This window comes from Huijunlia imazamoxiresistens, from assembly GCF_037132455.1.
GTDB classification, from domain to species: domain Bacteria; phylum Bacteroidota; class Bacteroidia; order Chitinophagales; family Chitinophagaceae; genus Flavisolibacter; species Flavisolibacter imazamoxiresistens.
This window is the reverse complement of sequence record NZ_JBBBEI010000001.1, coordinates 107,555-127,191: the sequence shown is the minus strand read 5'-3', so window position 1 is coordinate 127,191 and position 19,637 is coordinate 107,555. Positions and strand designations below refer to the sequence as shown.

Below are 19,637 nucleotides of genomic sequence, written 5' to 3'. Positions count from 1 at the left end.
GCATCCTCCACGTCCGGATTCCCCTCTGGAAATTACGCCACCCGGCTACCTGCGCTCACCCTAAAAGCCACCTGCATACCATGAAAAGCACCAGCAGTTATTCCCGCTTATCCTTCCTGAAGGATCCTCACCACAACCGTATATTTCCTGCCTGCCCGCACGGGCGGCCTATCGGGAAAAAAATTGCAGACCGTTAGCATTTCCCTGCTGTTGCCCTTTCCTGCCGGCCCGGCAGGAAGCCTCCTCTTTACAAGCCCTTCCCTGAACGGCCCTGAGGGAAGAAGTCCGGAACGCAGACCCGCGTTACCGGCAGCCTTTCCGTGCCCCTGAGTAGAAAGGCAATCATTAATAAACCATAAAGCCAATGTCTATGAAAAAGGCTGCTTTTTCGTTTCTCCTCCTGCTCCTGCTGGCCCTGGAAACCAGGGCACAGGCCGGCTTTCAAACCATTACACGGCTGAATGCCGTGCCCATCTCCTCCGGCAACGGCGGGCCGCCGCAGGCCCGCGTGTGGACCCATGCCGGCCTTTGGTGGAGCGTGCTGCCCACCCAGGCCGGCCCCAGGGTGTACCGGCTGAACGGCCAAACGCTGGCCTGGGAACCCCAGTCCCTGAACCTGGGAACCAACACCGATATCAGCGCCGATTGCCGGGTGAAGGGCGATTCGGTTTATGTGCTGCTGTACCGGGGCGCCAACCAGAATGCACAGGTGTACCTCCTGAAGTTCACGGGGACAACCTATACCGTCCAGGGCCAGAGCGCTTCCCTGAAAATGCCCTCCGGCTCTAAAACGGCCACCCTGGCCCTGGAGGCCAACGGCCGGCTGTGGCTGGCCACCGATACGAAAAACTCGGTCCAGTTGTGGTGGAGCGATCCTTCTTCCGCCGGCTATACCCGCTGGAACGGTCCGTGGACCGCGGCCTCCGGGCTGACCGACGACGATATCGGTGCGCTGGTGCCGCTGCCGCCACCGGCCGGCAGCCAGCAGGGGCCCATCGGCCTGATGTGGTCGAACGGGAAAAGCAAGCGCCTGGGCTTTAAAACCCATAGCCCGGGAACAGACCCTACCGCCTGGTCGCCGGAAGAAGTGCCTGCCGGCCCCTCCGGCATGGGCGCCGCCTTCCTGGACGTCAAAACGGGCGCGGACGGCACCCTGTACTGCGCCACGCAAACAAGCGTTAGCTCTACGGGCAGCCCCCGTGTGCTCCTGCTGGTACGCCGCCCGGGGGGCGCCTGGGCATCCTACCCCGTGACCACCTACCCGGAAGGGGACCAGCCCCTGGTGCTGCTCCAGGAAGCGCAGGGTAAAATAAAAGTGGCGTACACCTCCGCCTCCGGCACCGGGGGCATTGTTTCAAAAGAAAGCCCCCTTGCTGCCATCAGCTTTGGACCGGCACAGACCCTGTTGGGTGGCCGCACCTTCAACTTTGCCACCACCACCCACCAGGCCTACGGCTCGCGGGTGGTGCTCCTGGCCACCCAAACACCTGCCTCGGGTTCGCGGACGGCCGAAGGCGTATTGGCCGAAGACCTTTCGGACGATAAAACGGCCCCTGTAGTACAACGCCTCGACTTTATATCGGCCCAGCCGGGCACCAACGGCAACGGGGGAACGCTCACCTACGGACTGGCATTCTCCGAGCCGGTTTCCGGCGTCGATGCCGCCGATATTGCCGTGCGGACGGTTTCGGGAACGGTCAGCAGCAGCGGAACAGCCGTCACCCCAACAGGCATCCCGGGAGATAGGACAGCCCAGACCTATACGATCACCGTAAACATTGCTTCGGGCAGCGGCACGGTGGCGGTGGACCTGAAGGAAGGGGGCACGGGGATAGAAGACCGGGCCGGTAATTTCCTCAGCGGCGGCTTTGCCGGCACCCCTTATACCATCGCGCCCTACCTGCCTGTTGTCCGGCTGTCTTCCGACAATACCACCCATACCTCCTATGCCCGGGAGGGCAACCAGGTCCTGCTGCAGTTTACGGCTTCCGAACCCCTGAGCCCGGAGGTTACTTTGGCACAAGCGCCGGTGGCCGTAACGGCGGGCAGCGGCAACAGCTTTACCGCCGCCTACCAGGTGGGAACGGATGAGCCGGAAGGCCGCGTGCCCGTCTCCATCACCTTCCGGAGCGGGGACGGCGGCACCCAGGAAACGGTGGTGACGGCCACCACCGACGGCAGCTTTGTAGCGGTCGACCGCACCCCGCCGGGGGTTTTGGCCAGCGAACCCGCCCAGCCCGTCCTGGAAAGTCCCACCCAGACGCAGATGGTCTTCCGGGTAACCTTCCGGGAAGGAATTACCGGACTGGATAAAACCGACTTTATCCCCTACGTTACCGGCACGGTAGCCGGCACCGTTACGGCCGCGGCCCCGGCGGCGGGGATTTTTAACGGTACCGCCTATGCGATTACGGTCAGCAATATTACCGGCGAGGGAACGCTGCGGCTGGACCTGAAGGAAAGCGGCACCCAGATCACGGATTCGGCCGGCAATGACATCGCCGGCGGCTTTACCGGCGGCCAGGTCCTGAACGTGCAGCCGCCTGTGGTGACGCCGCCCAATATCCTGTACTCCGAAGGGTTCGAGGATGGAAAAGGCTTTGAAAACGAGCCGGCAAAAGGGATCGACGGCTTCAACCTGCAGGTGGCCACCTCCTACGGTTTTACCGTAGTGGGCCAGCCCACCTACCAGGACGCACAGGTAGGGCGCTGGGAGTTGCGCGACTCCGATCCCATGACCAGCGGGGGCACCCGGGCCGAGGTGTTGTTCCCCGACCAGTTCCGCCTGGCAGAAACCTGGCATTCCTATGTCAGCTATTTCCCGGCAGGGCAGTACCTGCCCGACTCCGACGACGAAACCTTCAACCAGTGGCACCAGGGCGGCGATTTCGGCTCCCCGATGTTCACCCTGCGCACCATGAAGGGATCCATCCAGGTGCGGCGGCGCACCCCCGACGGAGCGAATTATACGGACCACATACTCATGAGCATTCCCTACGACCGGTGGGTGGCGTTCGTGATGCATATGAAGCAGCATGTCACCAACGGCATCTTCCAGGTGTGGATCGACGGCGAGCTGAAGATGGACTACAAAGGCCCCACCATGTACGCCGGCCCGTATGGAAAATGGAAGATCGGCATCTACAAGAGCGACTGGAACAAGGGCGGCACCACCGACACCCACATCCGGGTATGGTACATCGACGAGGTGAAGCTGGGCGACTCCACCGCCGTCTACCAGGTCATGCGGCCCCAGGGCAACAACATTACCCGGCTGCAGCGGCCGGCCGCCAGGGCCGGGCAGCTAACCGAGGAAGCCGTGCCCGGCCGGCAGGCGGACCTGCGGGTATGGCCCACCCTGGCAAAGAAGGGAACGGCAATCGCCCTACGAACACCTGACGGGGTACCCTCCGAAGGCGTAATGGTCAATGCCGCCGGCCAGGTGCTGCATCGATTCCGGTTTACCGGCACCGCCACGGTGGAAACAAGCCCCTTTCCGGCGGGTGTTTACTTTATCCAGGTTTCCGGCAGGAACGGCACCCTGCGGCAAAAAATCTTCCTGACCGACTGACGGGACCGGCCCGCTTCCGGAAACAGGTCGAAGTGAACTTCCCCGGAATATAATTCCGGGGTACGTGGGTCGAAGAATTTCAGGTTGAATGCCTTTAAACGGCAAAAGGGGTAAGCGGCCGACGTTAAAAAACGTTCCGCCGCTTACCCCTTTACTTTTCCCCCGGGCAGGTGCGCTTTTTTCAACCGCCCGGGATCCTTCTATTTCCCGGAAACCAGCTTCAGCGTTTGGCTTCCTTTGGCGGTTTGCAGCCGCAACAGGTACAGCCCGCCACCCAGGTGCTGCTCTTCGAGCGTAAAGGTCTGCCGCTGCCCGGCTTCGGCCCTACCCTTTTTCACCACCCTATGCTGGGTGCCGCCCAGGTCTTCCAGCACCAGGCTGTAGGCGCCGGACTGCGGCAGCGTAAAGCTTACCGTCACCGAACCCGTGAAGGGATTGGGCGCAGCACTCAGGCCGGCGGACCGTTCGCCCCCTTCCAGGGGCCGTGCCGGCGCTTCGGTCAGGGCCGGCGCCGCCGAGGTGGCCGTAGCCGCACCGTCGGTCAGCACCACGCCTTCCGCAGTGCCGGTGCTCAGGTTGGTCGCCAGCACCACCACTTCCGACGAATAAGTCTGGTGGGTGCTGGTGGCGTCGTTGTAATCGCCGCTGAGCAAGGTTTTGGCCGATCCGAAACTGATGTTGCTGATAGACGATTCCCGGTACAGGATATTGCCGCCGTCCTCCACCGAGGTATACACGATCTTCAGCTTCCCGGCCTTTTCATTAACCACGATAATGCCCCTGGTGCCGCCGTTCTCGTTTTCGGTCACCGTGTAGATGTTGTCCCAGGTGCCCGCCGGCCGGCGGATCAGCAGGGATTCCTTGGGATAATTGTCCGTATCGTAGCTGGTCTTGACCGCGCAATAAAGGGTGCCGTCGCTGCCGGTGACCACGTTCATGTGGTCGTCGGAAAAGCCCAGGCCCACGTTCTTGGCCGACTGGGCGCCCGGCACCTCGTCCTCCGACCAGGTGGAGCCCCCCTCGCCGTCGGTATGGGTGCGGAAGCCGAAACGCTCGGAATTCTGGTTGGACCACAGCACCCCAATTTTCCCCTGCAGCAGGGCCAGGGTGCAGATATCGTCGGAAGTGGCGCCCGTAGCCAGTACATACCGGCTGCTCCAGCTGGTGTAGGGAGCGTCGCTCCAGCGTACCCCCACATCGCCGCTGCCGTCGTTGGCGATCCACATCCGCCCGGTGCCGTCCACCAGCAGGGTGGCCACTTCGGTGCTGGACCCCAGGGACAGGGAAACCCGGGACGTCCGCTGGCTCCACAGCTTGTAGGCCTGGGCCGCGGCATCGTATTCCACCGACACCAGGTAAGAGGTGGAGCTTTCACGGAACAGCAGGATATGGGTCACATTGCCCACCACCCAGCAATCGGCTTTTACATCCCCCGAGCTGTAGAGGGTCAACACGGGGGTCCAGGTGGCGCCGTCGAGACGGAACAGCTTCGTGCCGTCGGAGGTACCCAGGACCGTCCACCACCGTCCGTCGTAGTGCCACACCTTGCTCTGGGGCTTGTGCTCGGTAGTGGAGGAAATGGACAAAGGCGCCAGGGTGGAAACCGTTACCGAACCGGCCGGCGCCGGGTCGATGATGTAGTTCTCGCCCGAAGTATATCCGCCGGACAGGGCGTTGCCGGCGATATCGGTAATGCCGTGAGTGGTGTTCAGGTCGAGCCGCAGCTTCACCGCCTTTGTTATGGAGCTGACCCGTACGTCGTACTTCGTGCCGGTGGTATTGGCCGGGGTAACGGCCGTAGGCTCCAGCACCCCGTTGAGCGTACCGCTGAGGGCCGTCAGGGTAAAGTCGCTGACGTCCACGCCGGTGACCCCTTCCGAAAAACTGACCCGGTACACTACCGATGACTGGGTGGTGGTTTGGTCGGAGGGCGCATACCGGTCGATGCCGGACACGGTGGGCGGGGTATACTCGATGGTATACGACTGGCCGGAACTGAAGCCGCCGCTCAGGCTGTTTCCCACCACGTCCAGGATCCCGGTGCCGCTGCTTTTCAGGTCCAGGCGGTAGCCCACTGCCCGGGTGATGCCGCCGACGGTAACGTCGTAGGCGGTACCCTCACCGTTGGCCGGCGCCACCGACTGGAGCGCCCCGGTAGAGGTGCCGCTGATGGTGGTGAGGGTAAAGTCGGAAACATCCACGCCCGCTACGCTTTCGGAAAAAACAATCCGCCACGTAATCGCCGGCAGGTTGGTGGTGGCCGTCAGCGGTGCCTGGCGGTTGATGGAGGAAACTACCGGCCGCGTATAGTCGAAATAATAGCTTGGACCGCTGGTATAGCCGCCGGCCAGGGGACTGCCGTAACTGTCGGTAATGCCCGTACCGCTGGATTTTACGTCCAGGCGCAGCACCTGGTTGGTCGAGAGTGAGCCGACGGTGACGTCATAGGTGGTGCCGTCGCTGCCCCCCACCACGGCATTGGCCGCCAGCGAGCCGCTGGAGGTGCCGCTCAGCCGGGTCAGCACAAAGTCGGCGGGGTCCACGCCGGTCACTTTTTCCGAAAAGACCACCCGGAAGGTCACCGAGGAGGCTTTGGTCACCTCCTCTGCAGGCGACAACCGGTACATTCCGGCCACCACCGGCGGGGGATCCACCTGGAACCGCTGCCCGTCGGTATACGCCGTGGTCAGCCTGTTGGCGGCCATGTCCGTGATGCCGCCATCGGTTTTCACTTCCAGCCGCACGGTACTGTAGGTGACCACCGAACCGGCCGTAATATCAAAGGTGGTCCCTGCCGTGCCCACGGCGGCCACGGAAGTGATACTGCCGCTGGCCGTGCCGCTCAGGGTAGCCAGCGAAAAGTCGGAGGGATCCACCCCGGTCACTTTTTCCGAAAAGGTAACCCGCCACACGATCGACGGGGCATTGGTGGTCTCGTCCTGGGGCGACTGCCGCACGATGCCTGCCACCACCGGTGCCGCCTGGTCCAGGGTATAGGCCTGGCCGCCGGTAAAGCCGCCGTTGAGGCCATTGGTAGCGATATCGGTGATGCCGGAACCCGTGCTGCGGACATCCAGCCGCAGGCTGCCGTTGCCGCTGACCGAACGTACGGTCACGTCCCAGGCAGTGCCGGTGGCGTCGGCCGGCAGGATGCCCGCATCCGACAGGGTGCCGCTGACCGCGCCGCTGGGGTTGGAAAGGGAAAAAGCCCCCGCGGTCAGCCCGGTGACCCCTTCGGAAAAGACCACCCGGAAGGTAAGGGCGGCGGCATTGGTGAGCGCGGTGGAAGGCTGCAGGCGACTGACGCTCAGCACGGTGGGCGCCGTATGGTCCAGCGTGTAGGACTGCCCGGAAGTATAGCCACTGCTGAGCTCATGGCCCACCACATCGACAATGCCCGTGCCGCTGCTTTTAACGTTGAGGCGCAGCTGGCCGTTGCCGGTCAGCGAGGTTACCTGTACGTCATAGGCGGTGCTGTCGGGGCCCGCCAGCGTCACGGCACCGATCACGCCTTTGGCCGTGCCGCTGACGGTGGTCAGGGAAAAATCCGCTGCATCCACGCCCCTTACGGCCTCGGTAAACACGGTGCGGTAGACCACCGAAGCCCCGTTGGTACTGACCGTAGCAGGGGAAAAGCGCCCGATGGCCTGTACCGCAGGAGCCGTTTTATCGATGCGATAGGGTTGCCCGGCCGTGTAACCGCCGCAGGCATTCTGGGCCGCATCCACAATGCCGGTGCCCGATGCCTTCAGGTCGAGGCGCAATACCCCCGTGCCGCTTACCGAAGTCACCTTTACCTGGTAGGTGGTGCCGTCGGTACCCACGGGATCCACATCCCCGGAGGCGATGGTGCCCTGGACGTTGCCGGAAGCCGCCACCACGCTGAAGTCGGATACGCCCACGGAGGTTACTTTTTCGGAAAAGATGACGCGGAAATAAACCGTGGAGGCTTTGGTGATTTCTTCCAGGGGCGACTGGCGGGCAATGCCCTGCACGTAGGGCGCCGCCTGGTCCACGGTATAGGTCTGGCCGGTGGTAAAGCCGCCCGCCAGCCCATTGGTGGCCACGTCGGTAATGCCGGTGCCGGAGGCATTGAGGAGCAGGCGCAGGGTGCCCGAGCCGCTCACCGGGGCCACGGTAATGTCGTAGAGGGTGCCCGTGCTCCCCGAAGGAACTACGGATTGCACGGTGCCGCCCACGGTGCCGTCCAGGGCCACGGGGGTAAAGTCCGCCGCATCCACGCCGGCCATGGCTTCGGAGAAGGTAGCGCGGAAGGTAAGGCTGGCCGCATTGGTAAGGACGGTGGTGGGTAGCTGCCGGTTGATACTCAGGATGGTGGGGGCTACCCGGTCGATGGTGTAGGCCTGGCCGGCGGTAAAGCCGGAAGCCAGGGCCTTGCCCACCGCGTCGGTGATGCCCGTGCCGGAGGCTTTCACGTCCAGCCGCAGGGCGCCGGTGCCGCCGATCTCACCCACCGTCACGTCCCAGGAGGCGCCGTCAATGCCGGCCGGCACCAGTGCGGTGACCCGGCCGCCGGGTGTACCACTGGTAGGGGTAACCGTAAAGTCCGACACGTCCACCCCGGACACTTTTTCGGAAAAGCTCACGCGGAAGGTCACCGAAGCCGCATTGGTTTTGGAAGCGGCCGGCGACAGGCGGTTGGAGCTGAGTACGGCAGGAGCGGTCACGTCGGGGTTCGCCACCAGCTTCATGTCGAAGGCCAGGTCGCCGTTGGAGGGAGAAACCTGGTGCACCTCCGCGGCCACCACGTTGGTGCCCGGCGCAAAAGCATTCCGGTTCAGGGTAACGGTCTTCGAGGAGTTGGACGAAGAAGCTGCCAGCGTATTGTAGGCGATGGTGCCCGTGGGCAGGTTGCCCCGGTACACTTCCACCCCGTTCACATACAGCACCACGCCGTCGTCGAAGGCCAGCGAGGCGGTAAAGCTGCTGTAAATGCCGGGATCGGAAACGGCCACCGTTTTCCGGAAATAATACGTGATGTACTTGTTCGACGAACTGGAGCCATAGCTCAGGGTGGTGGCGATGCCGTCCATGCCGTAGCCGAACTTGCCTTTGCCCGTGCTCCAGGCGGCATCACTGAAGGCGGGCATCCGCCAGGCGGTGCCTGGATCGGTGCCGTTGGCCAGGTACTTCCAGGAATCGGCAAAAGGAAAGAGGGTCACCTGGGCGGGCAGGGTCAGGGACAGCAATAGACACAACGATAAAAAGAACGAAAGCCTTTTCATACTGTTAGCGGTTTTTTTTATAGGAATTGATAGGAACCCCATAAGGCAGGATGAACGACGAAAGGTTCCGTAAGGCAGAAGGATTATGGGGAAAGGAAAAGGATCAGTTCACTGCAACAAAAATAGAACCGCTTGCAGAGTTGGACCATTAGAGATGAAACAGAAAATCATTAGAAAATCATTAGAAGAGCTTACAGGTGGGGCAGTTCCACGGTAAAGGTGGTGCCCTTGCCCGGGCGGGAGGCAACGGAGATCGTTCCTTTATGCAGGCGGATGACGCGGTCGGTCAGCGACAGGCCAATGCCATAGCCGCCCGCCTGCCGGCCGCCGGCGCCCCGGTAGAAGGGCGTAAAGATGTGGGGCAGGTCCTGCGGCCCCAGCCCGATGCCCTTGTCGGCAAAGCGCAGGATGGTATGGCGGCCCGAAAAACTGATGGTGACGGAGGACTGCTTGCTGGCGGAAAACTTGCAGCCGTTCTGAATGAGGTTGACAAAGGCCACCTTCAGTAGGTATTGGTTGCCTTCCACGGAAATATTGCGATCCTCCTCGATTTCCCGCTCGAAGGTCACCTGCACCCGGTATTCGGGATTGGCGCGCAACACCTGTCCGCGGGCCTCCAGTAGCAGTTCGTCCAGCCGCAGGGCCTTGAACGACATTTCCGAGTGGTCGAAGCTGGCCTTGGCCAGGTCCAGCAGGCCCTGCGACAGCTTGGCCAGCCGTTGGGCGTCGCCCAGCACGTTGTGCACCACGGTTTTGTATTCCGCGGTGCTGCGCTCCCGGGCCGAGGCCAGTTCCAGTTCGGCGATCATGGCCGACAGGGGCGTGCGGAGCTCGTGGGAGATGTTGGACACAAAGCTTTTCTGCCCGTCGAAGGAGCGCTCCAGGCGGTCGAGCATCTGGTTGAAGGTGATGGCCAGTTCCGAAAGCTCGTCGCGGTTGTTGCCCTCGTTGATCCGCAGGTCCAGGTTGGTGGCGGTGATGACCTTTACTTCGTTGACCATCCGGGTGACCGGCGAAAGCACTTTTTTGGAAAAGAACCGGCCGGCCGCGAAAATGAGCACCACCGAACAGACCAGCACCACCAAAATAGTCCTTCCGAGATTGTCTATTTTATTGTGGCCGTACTGGTCGTAGGCGGTAGCGGTAATGATGTAGTTCCGGCCCCGGAAAGGATAGAGCAGGCCCACCACCTGCCACTGCTGCTGGTAAAACTGGATTTCCTTTTTCTGACGGATTTCCCGGATCATTTGTCCCGTTTCCTTCACAAAGTCCAGGTCCGCGGCATCGTGGTAGAGCAGGTGAAAGCCGGTATCGAAAATGGCGACCTCCACTTCATGCAGGGTCCTGCGGTTGGTGCGGTAAATGGTCTGCAGGGTGGGTGCCGGCAGGCTGCCGGAGAAAAACAGGTTCGCCTTGGTAATGGCTTCGCGCTCCAGGCTGTTGTAAAACTCGGTTTCCCGGTCTTCCCGGGCGGAATAATAAACCGTCCCGGCAAACGAAACGAGGATCGCCCCTGCCAGGGCGGTAAACAGGAGGCTTATTTTGCTGCGGATCTTCATTCTGCTTTCAGGATAAAGCCCATCCCGGAGCGGGTGTGAATGAGTTTGGGTTCAAAATTCCGGTCGATCTTCTTGCGGACATAATTGATGTAGACGTCAATGAAGTTGGTGCCCGTATCGAAATGGGTGCCCCACACGTTTTCGGCGATCTCCCGGCGGGACAGCACCCGTTCAGGGTTTTGCGCCATGAATTCCAGTAACCGGAATTCTTTGGGCGTCAGGTCGATGGTGTGTTCTTCGCGGCGGACCACTTTGGTGTGCAGGTTGATTTCCAGGTTGGCATAGCGCAGCACGCAGCCCTGCACCCTGGTTTTGCCGCCGGAGCGTTTCAGCAAAGCCCGGATGCGGGCGTAGAGTTCGCGGAAGTCGAAGGGCTTGACCAGGTAGTCGTCCGCGCCGGCATCGAAGCCCTCCACCTTATCGTCGGTGGACCCCAGGGCGGTCAGCATGATGATGGGGGTATCGGGTTTGGCGGTGCGGATCTCCCGGCACAGGTCCAGCCCGTTGATCTTGGGCAGGATGATGTCGGTGATGATCAGGTCGAACTCCATGCCCAGGGCCAGCTTTCGCCCCAGCTGCCCGTCATAGGCCAGCAGGACGGCATAGCCCTGTTCCTCCATACCCCTTTTGACCAGGGCCGCAATACGTTCGTCGTCTTCAATGAGTAAAAATTGCACGTTGAGAGGGCAGGCGTGCCGCTTTTTCCCGCCAGGGGGCCGGCCCTGCCGCACCTGTCAATATACATTACTCCCTTAACATTTGCAAGCTTTTGAGAAAATTTCGGATGTCGGATTTCGGATTTCGGATCCCCTTCAAAGAAGTAAGAGTCTTACTGCTCTCAAGGGGATCCGAAATCCGACATCCGAAATTCTTTATGTAACGTCAACCCTTAACCGCTGATCCCCGGGGGTTGCGCCCCAAAGATTAAAAAAGGATTAGAACTTGTAGAATTTGGCATGTCCATTTTTGTTCTCACTTTTTTCTTATACTTTTGAGCAAGCTTATCCATTAGCAGCCCTATCCTTTATCCGGCACCCTGGCGAATTCCCCTATCTCCTCCCCCTGTGCATTCCAGTCACTAACCCTATCTGTATTATATCTAAAGCACCATCTTATGAAGATCACTTTCTACTATTTCCTTGCTCTATTGTTCCTGGGGTATAGTTCCACGGGTTGTACCAAAACGGTCGTCGACCCGGTGGAAACGGAAGAGGGCGTGCGTTCGCAGTCGGCCCGGTCGGATAACATCAAGCTGAATCTCCGCCCCGGCAATCCCAACCTGATGTATGAAGAAACCCTCGAAGACCGCCGGCCTTTTTCAGAACTCAACCAAAACAGTCTGGGCAACTGGGAATATGCCGTCCGTTACGTGGACAAGCCCGTATTCCAGGGCAACCAGGCCGTTCGCTTCGAGATCCGGGAATGGCAGAAACTGGTCCAGGGCGGCAAGCGGGCCGAGGTCGTCATCGTCAAGGGCGCCGATAAAGACATCACCAAAAACGCCTGGTATTCCTTTTCCGTTTATTTTCCTTCCAGCGGTTACGAGTATGATAACGAGCGGGAAGTGATCAACCAGTGGTTCCAGGACGGAACGCCGGCCACCTCCCTGCGCACCCAGCGCGACCGCTTCATCCTGGAAACGGGCGCCAAACCCAGTAAGCGGGTGCAGTACGACCTCGGGGCCATAGAAAAGGACCGCTGGCATGAATTCGTCTTCCATTTTATTCATTCCCACGACGATGACGGGCGCATCGAGGTCTGGCACGACGGCGTAAAAATCCTCAAACGCAAGGGCGGCAACATGTACGACGACATCCTGCCCAAATGGAAAATCGGCCTGTACAAGGCTTCCTTTAAGTACGGCACTTCCCGGGTCAACCGCCGCGTCATTTATTTCGACAACATCCGTGTCGGCAACAAGAATGCCTCCTTCGAAGACATGACCTCGCTGTACAAAACCACCCCCGACACCGATCCCGGCGTCGACCCCGTTACCGAACCCGCAGAACCGGACCCCGATCCCGATATTTGATCCCATTCGGCCCCTGGCCGGAAGCAATTTTTCTTTCTGTTTCAACCCTGCTCAACAGCCGGCAGCACCCTTAATGCTGCCGGCTGTTATGGTGTATGTCCCTAAAAAAATTTTGCCCGGGATGTTTCCTTTTCTGCCTCCCTGCGGGATAATGCTTATATAGAAAACAACCGGAACAGAAACAATTTTTAACCTTTAAAAGCCTTTAGGAGGACGGTTTTTAGTAACGACGGCAATTCCAAAAAAGGCGGCAGGCAAAGGTGGCCGTGCCGTCTTTTTCACGTACCGGGAAGCGCAAAAAAAAGAGGCCTGCCGCACGAAGCGGCAAACCTCATTCGGTACCGTTTAGGGAACCCTTCCCTCCTACCGGATAACGGTTATATTCCCGGACCGGGAAAATACCCCTTTTTCCGACCGCAGGGTCAGGCGGTAGTAATAGGTTCCTTTTTGCAGGGAGGAAGCGTCAAAGCCGGTATGGTAACTGCCTGCGGGCAGGGTGGCCTGCACCAGCCCGGCCACTTCACGGCCCGCCAGGTCATATACTTTGAGCGATACCTTGCCGGCAAAAGGCAGCTCGTACCGGATGCGGGCCGTAGCGGAAACCGGGTTCGGGAAAGGAGCGACCCGGAGGATGCCTGCTGCTGCCCGTTGCCCTTCCTGCTCTTCGGCCACCACAGTAATGGCTTCCGATTTGGCCGATGCCTGCGAATAAATAAGGGTCAGGAAGTCATCATCGGTGCCCGCACCCGTGCTGGTGCCGGTGACGAATACGGTGCCCGAGGAATTGACGGCAATACCGCAGGGCAGATCCGTGCTTAAGGGAACCGTGCCGCTGTAGCGCTGCACCCACTGCGGCACACCCGCCGCATTGTACTTGACGGTAGCGTAATCATAGTAGGTGGGATCATCGACATAGCTTTGCCCGGTTACATAAACATTGCCGGCAGCGTCCAGGGCCATGTTGTTGGCCACATCCGTGCTTGCAGCCGCATTGTACCGGGCTGCCCACAGCTGGGCGCCGCTGTTGGAATATTTAATGGTGGCATAGTCGTCGCCGGTACCGATGCCCTGGCTGCCGCCGGTGACGTACACATTGCCCGAAGCGTCCAGCAGCAGCTTATTGGCGACATCAAAACCGTTCGAAGGACCATTATAACGCGCGATCCATACCTGCCCGCCGTTGGTGTTATACTTGATGGTGGCATAGTCGGTATTGGCGCTGCTCCAGCTGGACCCGGTGAGGTACACGTTGCCGGAACCGTCCACGGCCAGGGAACGGGCCTCGTCGGTGCTGTTCCCCGGACCGTTGTACCGAACCGCCCACTTCTGGTTGCCCGAAGCATCGTACTTGACGGTGGCATAATCATCGAGGCTGCCGGCGCCGGGACTGCCACCGGTCACATACACGTTTCCGGAACCATCGACCGCTATGGCCATGGCCCTGTCGTAACTATTGCCCGTGCCGTTGTAGCGTTTCACCCATTTCTGGTTGCCCGAGGCGTCGTACTTGATGGTGGCATAGTCGCCCGACTGGAAATCCGCTCCGCCCAGGCTGGTACCGGTCACATACACGTTGCCGGAACCATCCACGGCAAGGGCGGTGGCCCCGTCATAATCATTGCCCGGACCGTTATAGCGTTTTACCCACTTCTGGTTGCCCGAAGCGTCGTATTTGATGGTGGCAAAGTCCATATTTACCGGGCCGGTACCGCCGTCGCTGCGGCCGGTGATGTAAATATTGCCGGAAGCGTCCCGGACCATGGCGGCAGGGATATCGATGCCGTTCCCCGTTCCGTTGTACCACTTCGTCCACAGGCGGTTGCCATCGTCGTCGTACTTGATGGTGCAGAAATCCTGGCCCGTTTCGTTGCGGGTGCTGCCACCGGTTACAAACACATTGCCGCTGTTATCGGCCACCAGGGCGGCCGCTTCGTCCAGCAGCCCTGCATTTTGCAAACCGGGGCCGTTGTACCGTTTCACCCATTGCTGCGCACCGCTGGCATTGTACTTCACCGTGGCATAGTCGCAGGGCGTGGTGGTGTGGCGGCTGGTGTACTGGGTGAGGAAGCTGCGGCCGGTCACATAGAGGTTGCCGCTGCCGTCGATGCCGATGGCATGGGCCGCGTCCACGTTATTGCCGGGCCCGTCCAGGATGGCTACCCATTGCTGGGTGCCGCCGGAAGAATACTTGACCGTAACAAAATCCAGGTCGTTAAAGTCGCCGGAGATGGAGTTGGTGCCGGTTACGTATACGTTGCCGGAAGCGTCCAGCAACAGGTCTTCGCCGCCGCCGCCCTGGTCGCCGCCCGGGCCGTCGTACCGCCGGGCCCACTGCTGTACCCCGGAGGCATTGTACTTGATGGTGGCGATATCGTAGTTGGGGTCTTCCGTCACCGGACCGCTGCGGCCGGTGATGTACACGTTGCCGGAGCCGTCCACCGCAAGGTCATAGGCTTCCTCGCTCTGGTCGCCATTGTATTGCACCGCCCATTGCTGTACACCGGCGGCAGTGTACTTCAGGGTGATATAGTCGGTAAAGTCGCCGTCCTCGTTCAGCACGGTCACCACGCGGCCCGTCACCAGCACATTCCCCGAGCCGTCCACGGCGATGGCCGTGCCCCGGTCGAGGCGGCTGACCGGGCCGTTATACCTTTTTGCCCACAGCTCCGCCCCGGCGGCGCTGTACTTCAGGGTGGCGATGTCGCCAAAGGTACCCAGGCCGGTGCTTTGGCCGGTCACATACACGTTGCCGGAACCATCCACGGCCAGGGCATTGGCGCCATCGGAACCGTTGCCGGGGCCGTTGTAACGGGCCACCCACAGCTGGGCGCCGTTCTTATCGTATTTTATGGTAACATAGTCGCCACCCGTGCCGCTGCCTTCGCTAGCCCCGGTCACATAGACGTTGCCGCCAGCGTCCACCGCAATGGCCGTGGCCCCGTCCACCCCGCTGGCGGGACCGTTGTAGCGCTGCACCCACAGCTGGCTGCCCGTGGAGCTGTACTTGATGGTGGCAATGTCGTCGGCGGTGCCGCTGCCCGCGCTGGTGCCCGTGACATACACATTGCCGGAACCGTCCAGGGCCACGGCCGTGGCGGCATCGGTGCCGTTGCCGGGGCCGTTGTACCGTTTGGTCCATTTCACGCTGCCGCTGCTGTTGTACTGAACGGTAGCGTAATCGCTGTTGGCGTCATAGCTCAGGCCCGTGACGCTGACGTTGCCGTCCCGGTCCACGGCAAGGGCGCCGGGAACGTCGCTGGAGTTGGGATCGCCGTTATGGCGCTTGATCTTTTCCAGGGTGACCTGGCCGAAGGAGAAAACAGAAAGGAACAGGAGTGCCGCCACAAGCAGCGGCTTGCGAAAGGTGCGATTTTTAACCATAGCCTTATGTTTAAATGACAATAGAAAACAGCCAGCAGGGACGGACCATTGCTTTGCATCATCGATCGTCATGGAGTAAGGAATGGAAAAGAAGAACGCAGGCGCCTCCGGGCGAAATCATTCCGCAACCGGCATTACGTCCCCGGTAGGGTAATCTGCCGGCGGAACGAAAAAGGAAACAGGAAACATTAATTTTTTTTAAAAACAAAGGCGCTGTTGGGTACAGCGCCTTTGCCCTTTTATAACGGACCAGCTTATGGATTCACGGGGAGCTTCAGGGTCTTGCTGCCGCCCGCTGTTTGCAGGCGCACCAGGTACATACCGCCGGGCAGGCGACTGCCGTCTACCGCCACCGTATACACCTGTCCGGACCTTGCCCAGCCCTGCTGCAGCACGGACAGCCGGGCGCCGGTCAGGTCGTAGAGCGTCAGGGTGTAGGCCCCCGAAGTGGGCAGGCTGAACCGCACCTGGCCCTGGCCGCGGACGGGAAGGCCCCGCAACTCGGCCTGCAGGCCGCTGCGGTCAGGGCCCGCTAACTGCTCGGCCTCAGCCGCCTGGAAGTTGCTGACAATAGGCGCCGACGACGCATCGTCATAGCCGATGATGCCTTCCGCCCGGTCGTTGCCCTGGTTGGTGGCCAGGATTACCACCTCGTTATTATACACCTGGTGGGTGCTGGTGGGGTTGGCATAGTCGCCGTCCAGGATGGTCTTCGCCTCCCCGAAGGAAATATTGTCCAGCGCCGACTCCCGGTACAGGATATCGCCGCCGCCCTCAAGGGCGCCATACACCACTTTTAACTTGTTGAGCGCTTCGTTCAGCACCACGATGCCCCGGGTGCCCGAAGTGGAGCCCAATCCCACCGTGACGGGATACAGGCGGTCCCAGATGCCGTTGGGACGCCGGATCAGCATGCAGATCTTGGGAAAGCCGTCGCGGTCAAAGCCGGTCTTCGCCGCTACGTACACGGTGCCGTCGCTGCCGGCCGTCATGTTCATATGGTCGTCGCCCAGGCCCAGGCCCACATTGTCCCTGGCCGACTCGACGCCCGGCAATTCTTCCGGTCCCCAGGTGCTGGGGTTGGCCCCGTTGTCATGGGTGCGGAAGTAAAACCGCCGGGTATTCTGGTTGGACCAGAACAGGCCGATCTGGTTCTTTGCAGGCAGGGGCGTGAGGGTGCAGATATCGTCGTCCAGCACATTGTTGGCCAGCCGTATGGCGGAGCTCCAGGAAGAATAGGGCGCATCGCTCCAGCGCACGTTCACATCCGTGGTGCCGCAGTAGGCGATCCACAGCCGGCCCGCGCCGTCCATGGCCAGGACCGCCGTTTCCACGCCGGAGCCGAAGGATATCGAAACGGGCGCCGGCCGCTGGCTCCACAGCTTGTAGGTTTTCAGGTTGCTGTCGTATTCGGCCGACACCAGGTAGGAGGTGGTGGAAGCCCCCCGGAACAGCAGCACGTGCACCACGCCTCCCACCACCCAGCTGTCGGACCGGCCGGTGCTGGAGTGCAGGGTCAGCACGGAGGTCCAGGTGGTACCGTCGAGGCGGTAGATCCGCGTATCGTCGTCGGACAGCACGCACCACCACCGGCCGTCATGGTGCCACACCTTGCCCTGGGGCTTTTCGCCGGTATGCTTGCTGACGCTGAGCCCCGACACATTAACGGTCCCGGCAAAGCCGTAAACGGTGGGCGGCGGGGGTTCGTCGGCCCGGATGTCGAAGGTTTCTCCGGCCGTGTAGCCGCCGGTGATGGCATGCCCCTCCAGGTCTTCGATGCCCGTACCCGAGGCGTCCAGGTCGAGGCGCAGCAGGCCGGTGCCGGTAATGCCGGTAACCTCCACATCGTAAATATTGTTGCCGCTGCCAAAGGGTGTCACCTCATCCACCGTACCCGACACATCGCCGCTGACCCGGGTGGCGGCAAAATCCGGCACGTCCACGCCGGTGACCGCCTCGGAAAAGGTCACCCGCCAGGTCACCGTCGTCTGGGTGGTGGGCGAAGCAGGCGACAGGCGGTGAATGCTGGAAACCGAGGGGTTCGGGCTGGGGGTGCCCCCGCCGGTGCCGATCAGGTTCAGGTCGAACATCATGTCGGAAGAGGAGGCGCTGCGCTGGTGCACTTCGGCGGCCACCACGTTGTTGCCGCTGACAAAGCGGGCCACCGGAATGGTAAAGGTCACCGGGTCGGCGCCGTCGCTGGGCGGACTGGCCGACGCCACGGTGGTATAGGTGATGGTGCCGGTAGGCATGTTGTTGCGATACACTTCCACGCCGTTGACGTACACCACGATGCCGTCCTCACGGTAGGCATTAGCCGTAAAAGCGGTAAAGGTGCCGATATCGTCTATGGAAATGCTTTTGCGGAAATAGGTGGTGATGTATTTGCTGCTGGAGCTGGGACCGAAGGAAACCGTGGTGGTCAGCCCGCTGATGCCGTAGCCCAGTTTGCCGTTGCCCGTTTTCCAGGAGGCATCGTTAAAAGCGGTGGCCGTCCATAGGGTGCCCTGGTTGGAGCCGTTGTCGAGGTATTTCCAGGAATTGCCGAAGGGGATCAGGTTGATGTCGCCGTTGGGTTGCTGGGCCCCGATGGTAAAGGTCTGCCCGCCCGTAAAGCCGCCGGTGATGGGCTGGCTGTCCGCATCCTGGATGCCGGTGCCGGAAGCCTTCAGGTCGAGGCGCAGCTCGCCGGTGCCGGTGATGCCCGACACCTCCACGTCGTACACGTTCCCGCCCTGGGGCACTACCCCGTTCACCGTACCCCCCACGTTCCCATTGACCGGTGTGACCGTAAAATCAGCGCCGTCCACGCCGGTCACCGTTTCGGAAAAGGTGGCCCGGAAAAACACCGTGGTGGCGGTGGTGGGCGAAGCAGGCGACAGCCGGTTGATGGAGGTTACCGAGGGCGCCGGGTTGACGGGGCCGCCTCCCGTGGCGCCCAGGCCCAGGTCGAATAGAATATCGGAGGAGGACCCGCTTTTCTGGTGGATCTCGGCGGCGATGGTATTGACCCCCTCGGCAAAGCGGGCCGTGGGGATAGTAAAGGTCACCGGGTCGGCACCGTCGTTGGAAGGGCTGGCAGAGGCGACGGTGGTGTAGGTGATGGTGCCGGTGGGCATGTTGTTGCGAAAAACCTCTACCCCATTGACGTACACCACGATGCCGTCCTCACGGTAGGCCATAGCCGTAAAGGAAGAGAAGGAGGCGACATTGGTCAGGTTAAAGGTTCTTCGGAAATAGGTGGTAATGTATTTATTGCTGGAGCTGGGGCCGAAGCTGACGGTGGTGGTGAGGCCGCTCAGGCCGTAACCCAGCTTGCCGTTGCCCGTTTTCCAGGCCCCGTCGTCGAAGGTGGTGTTGCGCCAGGCCGTACCCTGGTCGGTGCCGTTATCGAGGTAGCGCCAGGAGCTGCCGAAAGGGAAAATGGTGGTTTGGGCCGTTACGGTGCCTCCCAGTAACAGGAGGAACAGGAAAAGAACGCTTTTCATGGTGCAGGTAGGTTTTTAAAAGGAATGAAATTTTAAACCGGAGGGCAGGAGGTAGGGGCGTTTTCGAAGGCGGGCGGAAGGGGGAGCCCGGGCCGGTCGCCGGGCAATATTAAAAAAACATTAAGCTCATCCAAGATAAAACCTTTTTTTTAGCCCTGCAATAAGCAGCAAATTTTCATGGATGAAATTCTTATAGTAAAGAATACCGTAATTTGCATGTAGTTGCCGGAGAAAGTTTTTTTCTGTAGCCCCTGAAGATCGCTGTCCTATTTTCTTTTCCCTTACCCGGCCTCCACCCCCTTCGAAATCCCCTGCGAACGGTCCCTCCTTGTGGAAGTCCTTCTAATTTCCTTTAAAAAA

The 19,637-nt window shown here is 60.8% G+C and carries 7 protein-coding genes; 2 read left to right on the top strand and 5 right to left on the bottom strand.

Annotated features, from left to right (window positions below):
- Positions 1 to 370 precede the first annotated feature (370 nt).
- A complete protein-coding gene (locus V9K67_RS00325; protein WP_336719258.1) occupies positions 371 to 3,571 on the top strand; it encodes a heparin lyase I family protein in 3,201 nt (1,066 codons plus the stop codon).
- A gap of 200 nt (positions 3,572 to 3,771) precedes the next feature.
- On the opposite strand, the gene V9K67_RS00320 is transcribed toward V9K67_RS00325, so the two are convergent.
- The 3 genes from V9K67_RS00320 to V9K67_RS00310 all read right to left on the bottom strand — a co-directional run bounded on the left by V9K67_RS00320 (position 3,772) and on the right by V9K67_RS00310 (position 11,053).
- The gene (locus V9K67_RS00320; RefSeq protein ID WP_336719257.1) at positions 3,772 to 8,817 is read right to left on the bottom strand and encodes a beta strand repeat-containing protein; all 5,046 of its coding nucleotides are present in this window, start codon (positions 8,815 to 8,817) and stop codon (positions 3,772 to 3,774) included.
- A 191-nt stretch (positions 8,818 to 9,008) separates the two neighbouring features.
- Entirely contained in the window at positions 9,009 to 10,376 is a 1,368-nt protein-coding gene (locus tag V9K67_RS00315) for a HAMP domain-containing sensor histidine kinase (protein ID WP_336719256.1), read from the bottom strand.
- Positions 10,373 to 11,053 (bottom strand): response regulator transcription factor, encoded by a 681-nt coding sequence (locus V9K67_RS00310; RefSeq protein ID WP_336719255.1) that lies wholly within the window; start codon positions 11,051 to 11,053, stop codon positions 10,373 to 10,375. The genes V9K67_RS00315 and V9K67_RS00310 overlap by 4 nt, the downstream gene beginning before the upstream one ends.
- Before the next feature lie 437 nt (positions 11,054 to 11,490).
- Between V9K67_RS00310 and V9K67_RS00305 the strand changes: the two genes are divergently transcribed.
- Complete coding sequence (locus V9K67_RS00305) at positions 11,491 to 12,408, top strand: polysaccharide lyase family 20 protein (protein WP_336719254.1); 918 nt, start codon at positions 11,491 to 11,493, stop codon at positions 12,406 to 12,408.
- Positions 12,409 to 12,771: 363 nt separating this feature from the next.
- Here the strand turns inward: V9K67_RS00305 and V9K67_RS00300 are convergent, their stop codons facing one another.
- Both V9K67_RS00300 and V9K67_RS00295 read right to left on the bottom strand, forming a co-directional pair.
- Entirely contained in the window at positions 12,772 to 15,789 is a 3,018-nt protein-coding gene (locus tag V9K67_RS00300; protein WP_336719253.1) for an SBBP repeat-containing protein, read from the bottom strand.
- Between the two features lie 254 nt (positions 15,790 to 16,043).
- Positions 16,044 to 19,277: a T9SS type A sorting domain-containing protein gene (locus V9K67_RS00295; RefSeq protein WP_336719251.1), complete on the bottom strand. Its 3,234-nt coding sequence runs from the start codon at positions 19,275 to 19,277 to the stop codon at positions 16,044 to 16,046.
- Positions 19,278 to 19,637 lie beyond the last annotated feature (360 nt).

Bases quoted from the DNA above. Each gene is read 5' to 3' on its own strand.
- V9K67_RS00305 (WP_336719254.1), top strand. From the start codon at position 11,491: ATGAAGATCACTTTCTACTATTTCCTTGCTCTATTGTTCCTGGGGTAT.
- V9K67_RS00325 (WP_336719258.1), top strand. From the start codon at position 371: ATGAAAAAGGCTGCTTTTTCGTTTCTCCTCCTGCTCCTGCTGGCCCTG.
- V9K67_RS00315 (WP_336719256.1), bottom strand. From the start codon at position 10,376: ATGAAGATCCGCAGCAAAATAAGCCTCCTGTTTACCGCCCTGGCAGGG.
- V9K67_RS00320 (WP_336719257.1), bottom strand. From the start codon at position 8,817: ATGAAAAGGCTTTCGTTCTTTTTATCGTTGTGTCTATTGCTGTCCCTG.
- V9K67_RS00295 (WP_336719251.1), bottom strand. From the start codon at position 19,277: ATGAAAAGCGTTCTTTTCCTGTTCCTCCTGTTACTGGGAGGCACCGTA.
- V9K67_RS00300 (WP_336719253.1), bottom strand. From the start codon at position 15,789: ATGGTTAAAAATCGCACCTTTCGCAAGCCGCTGCTTGTGGCGGCACTC.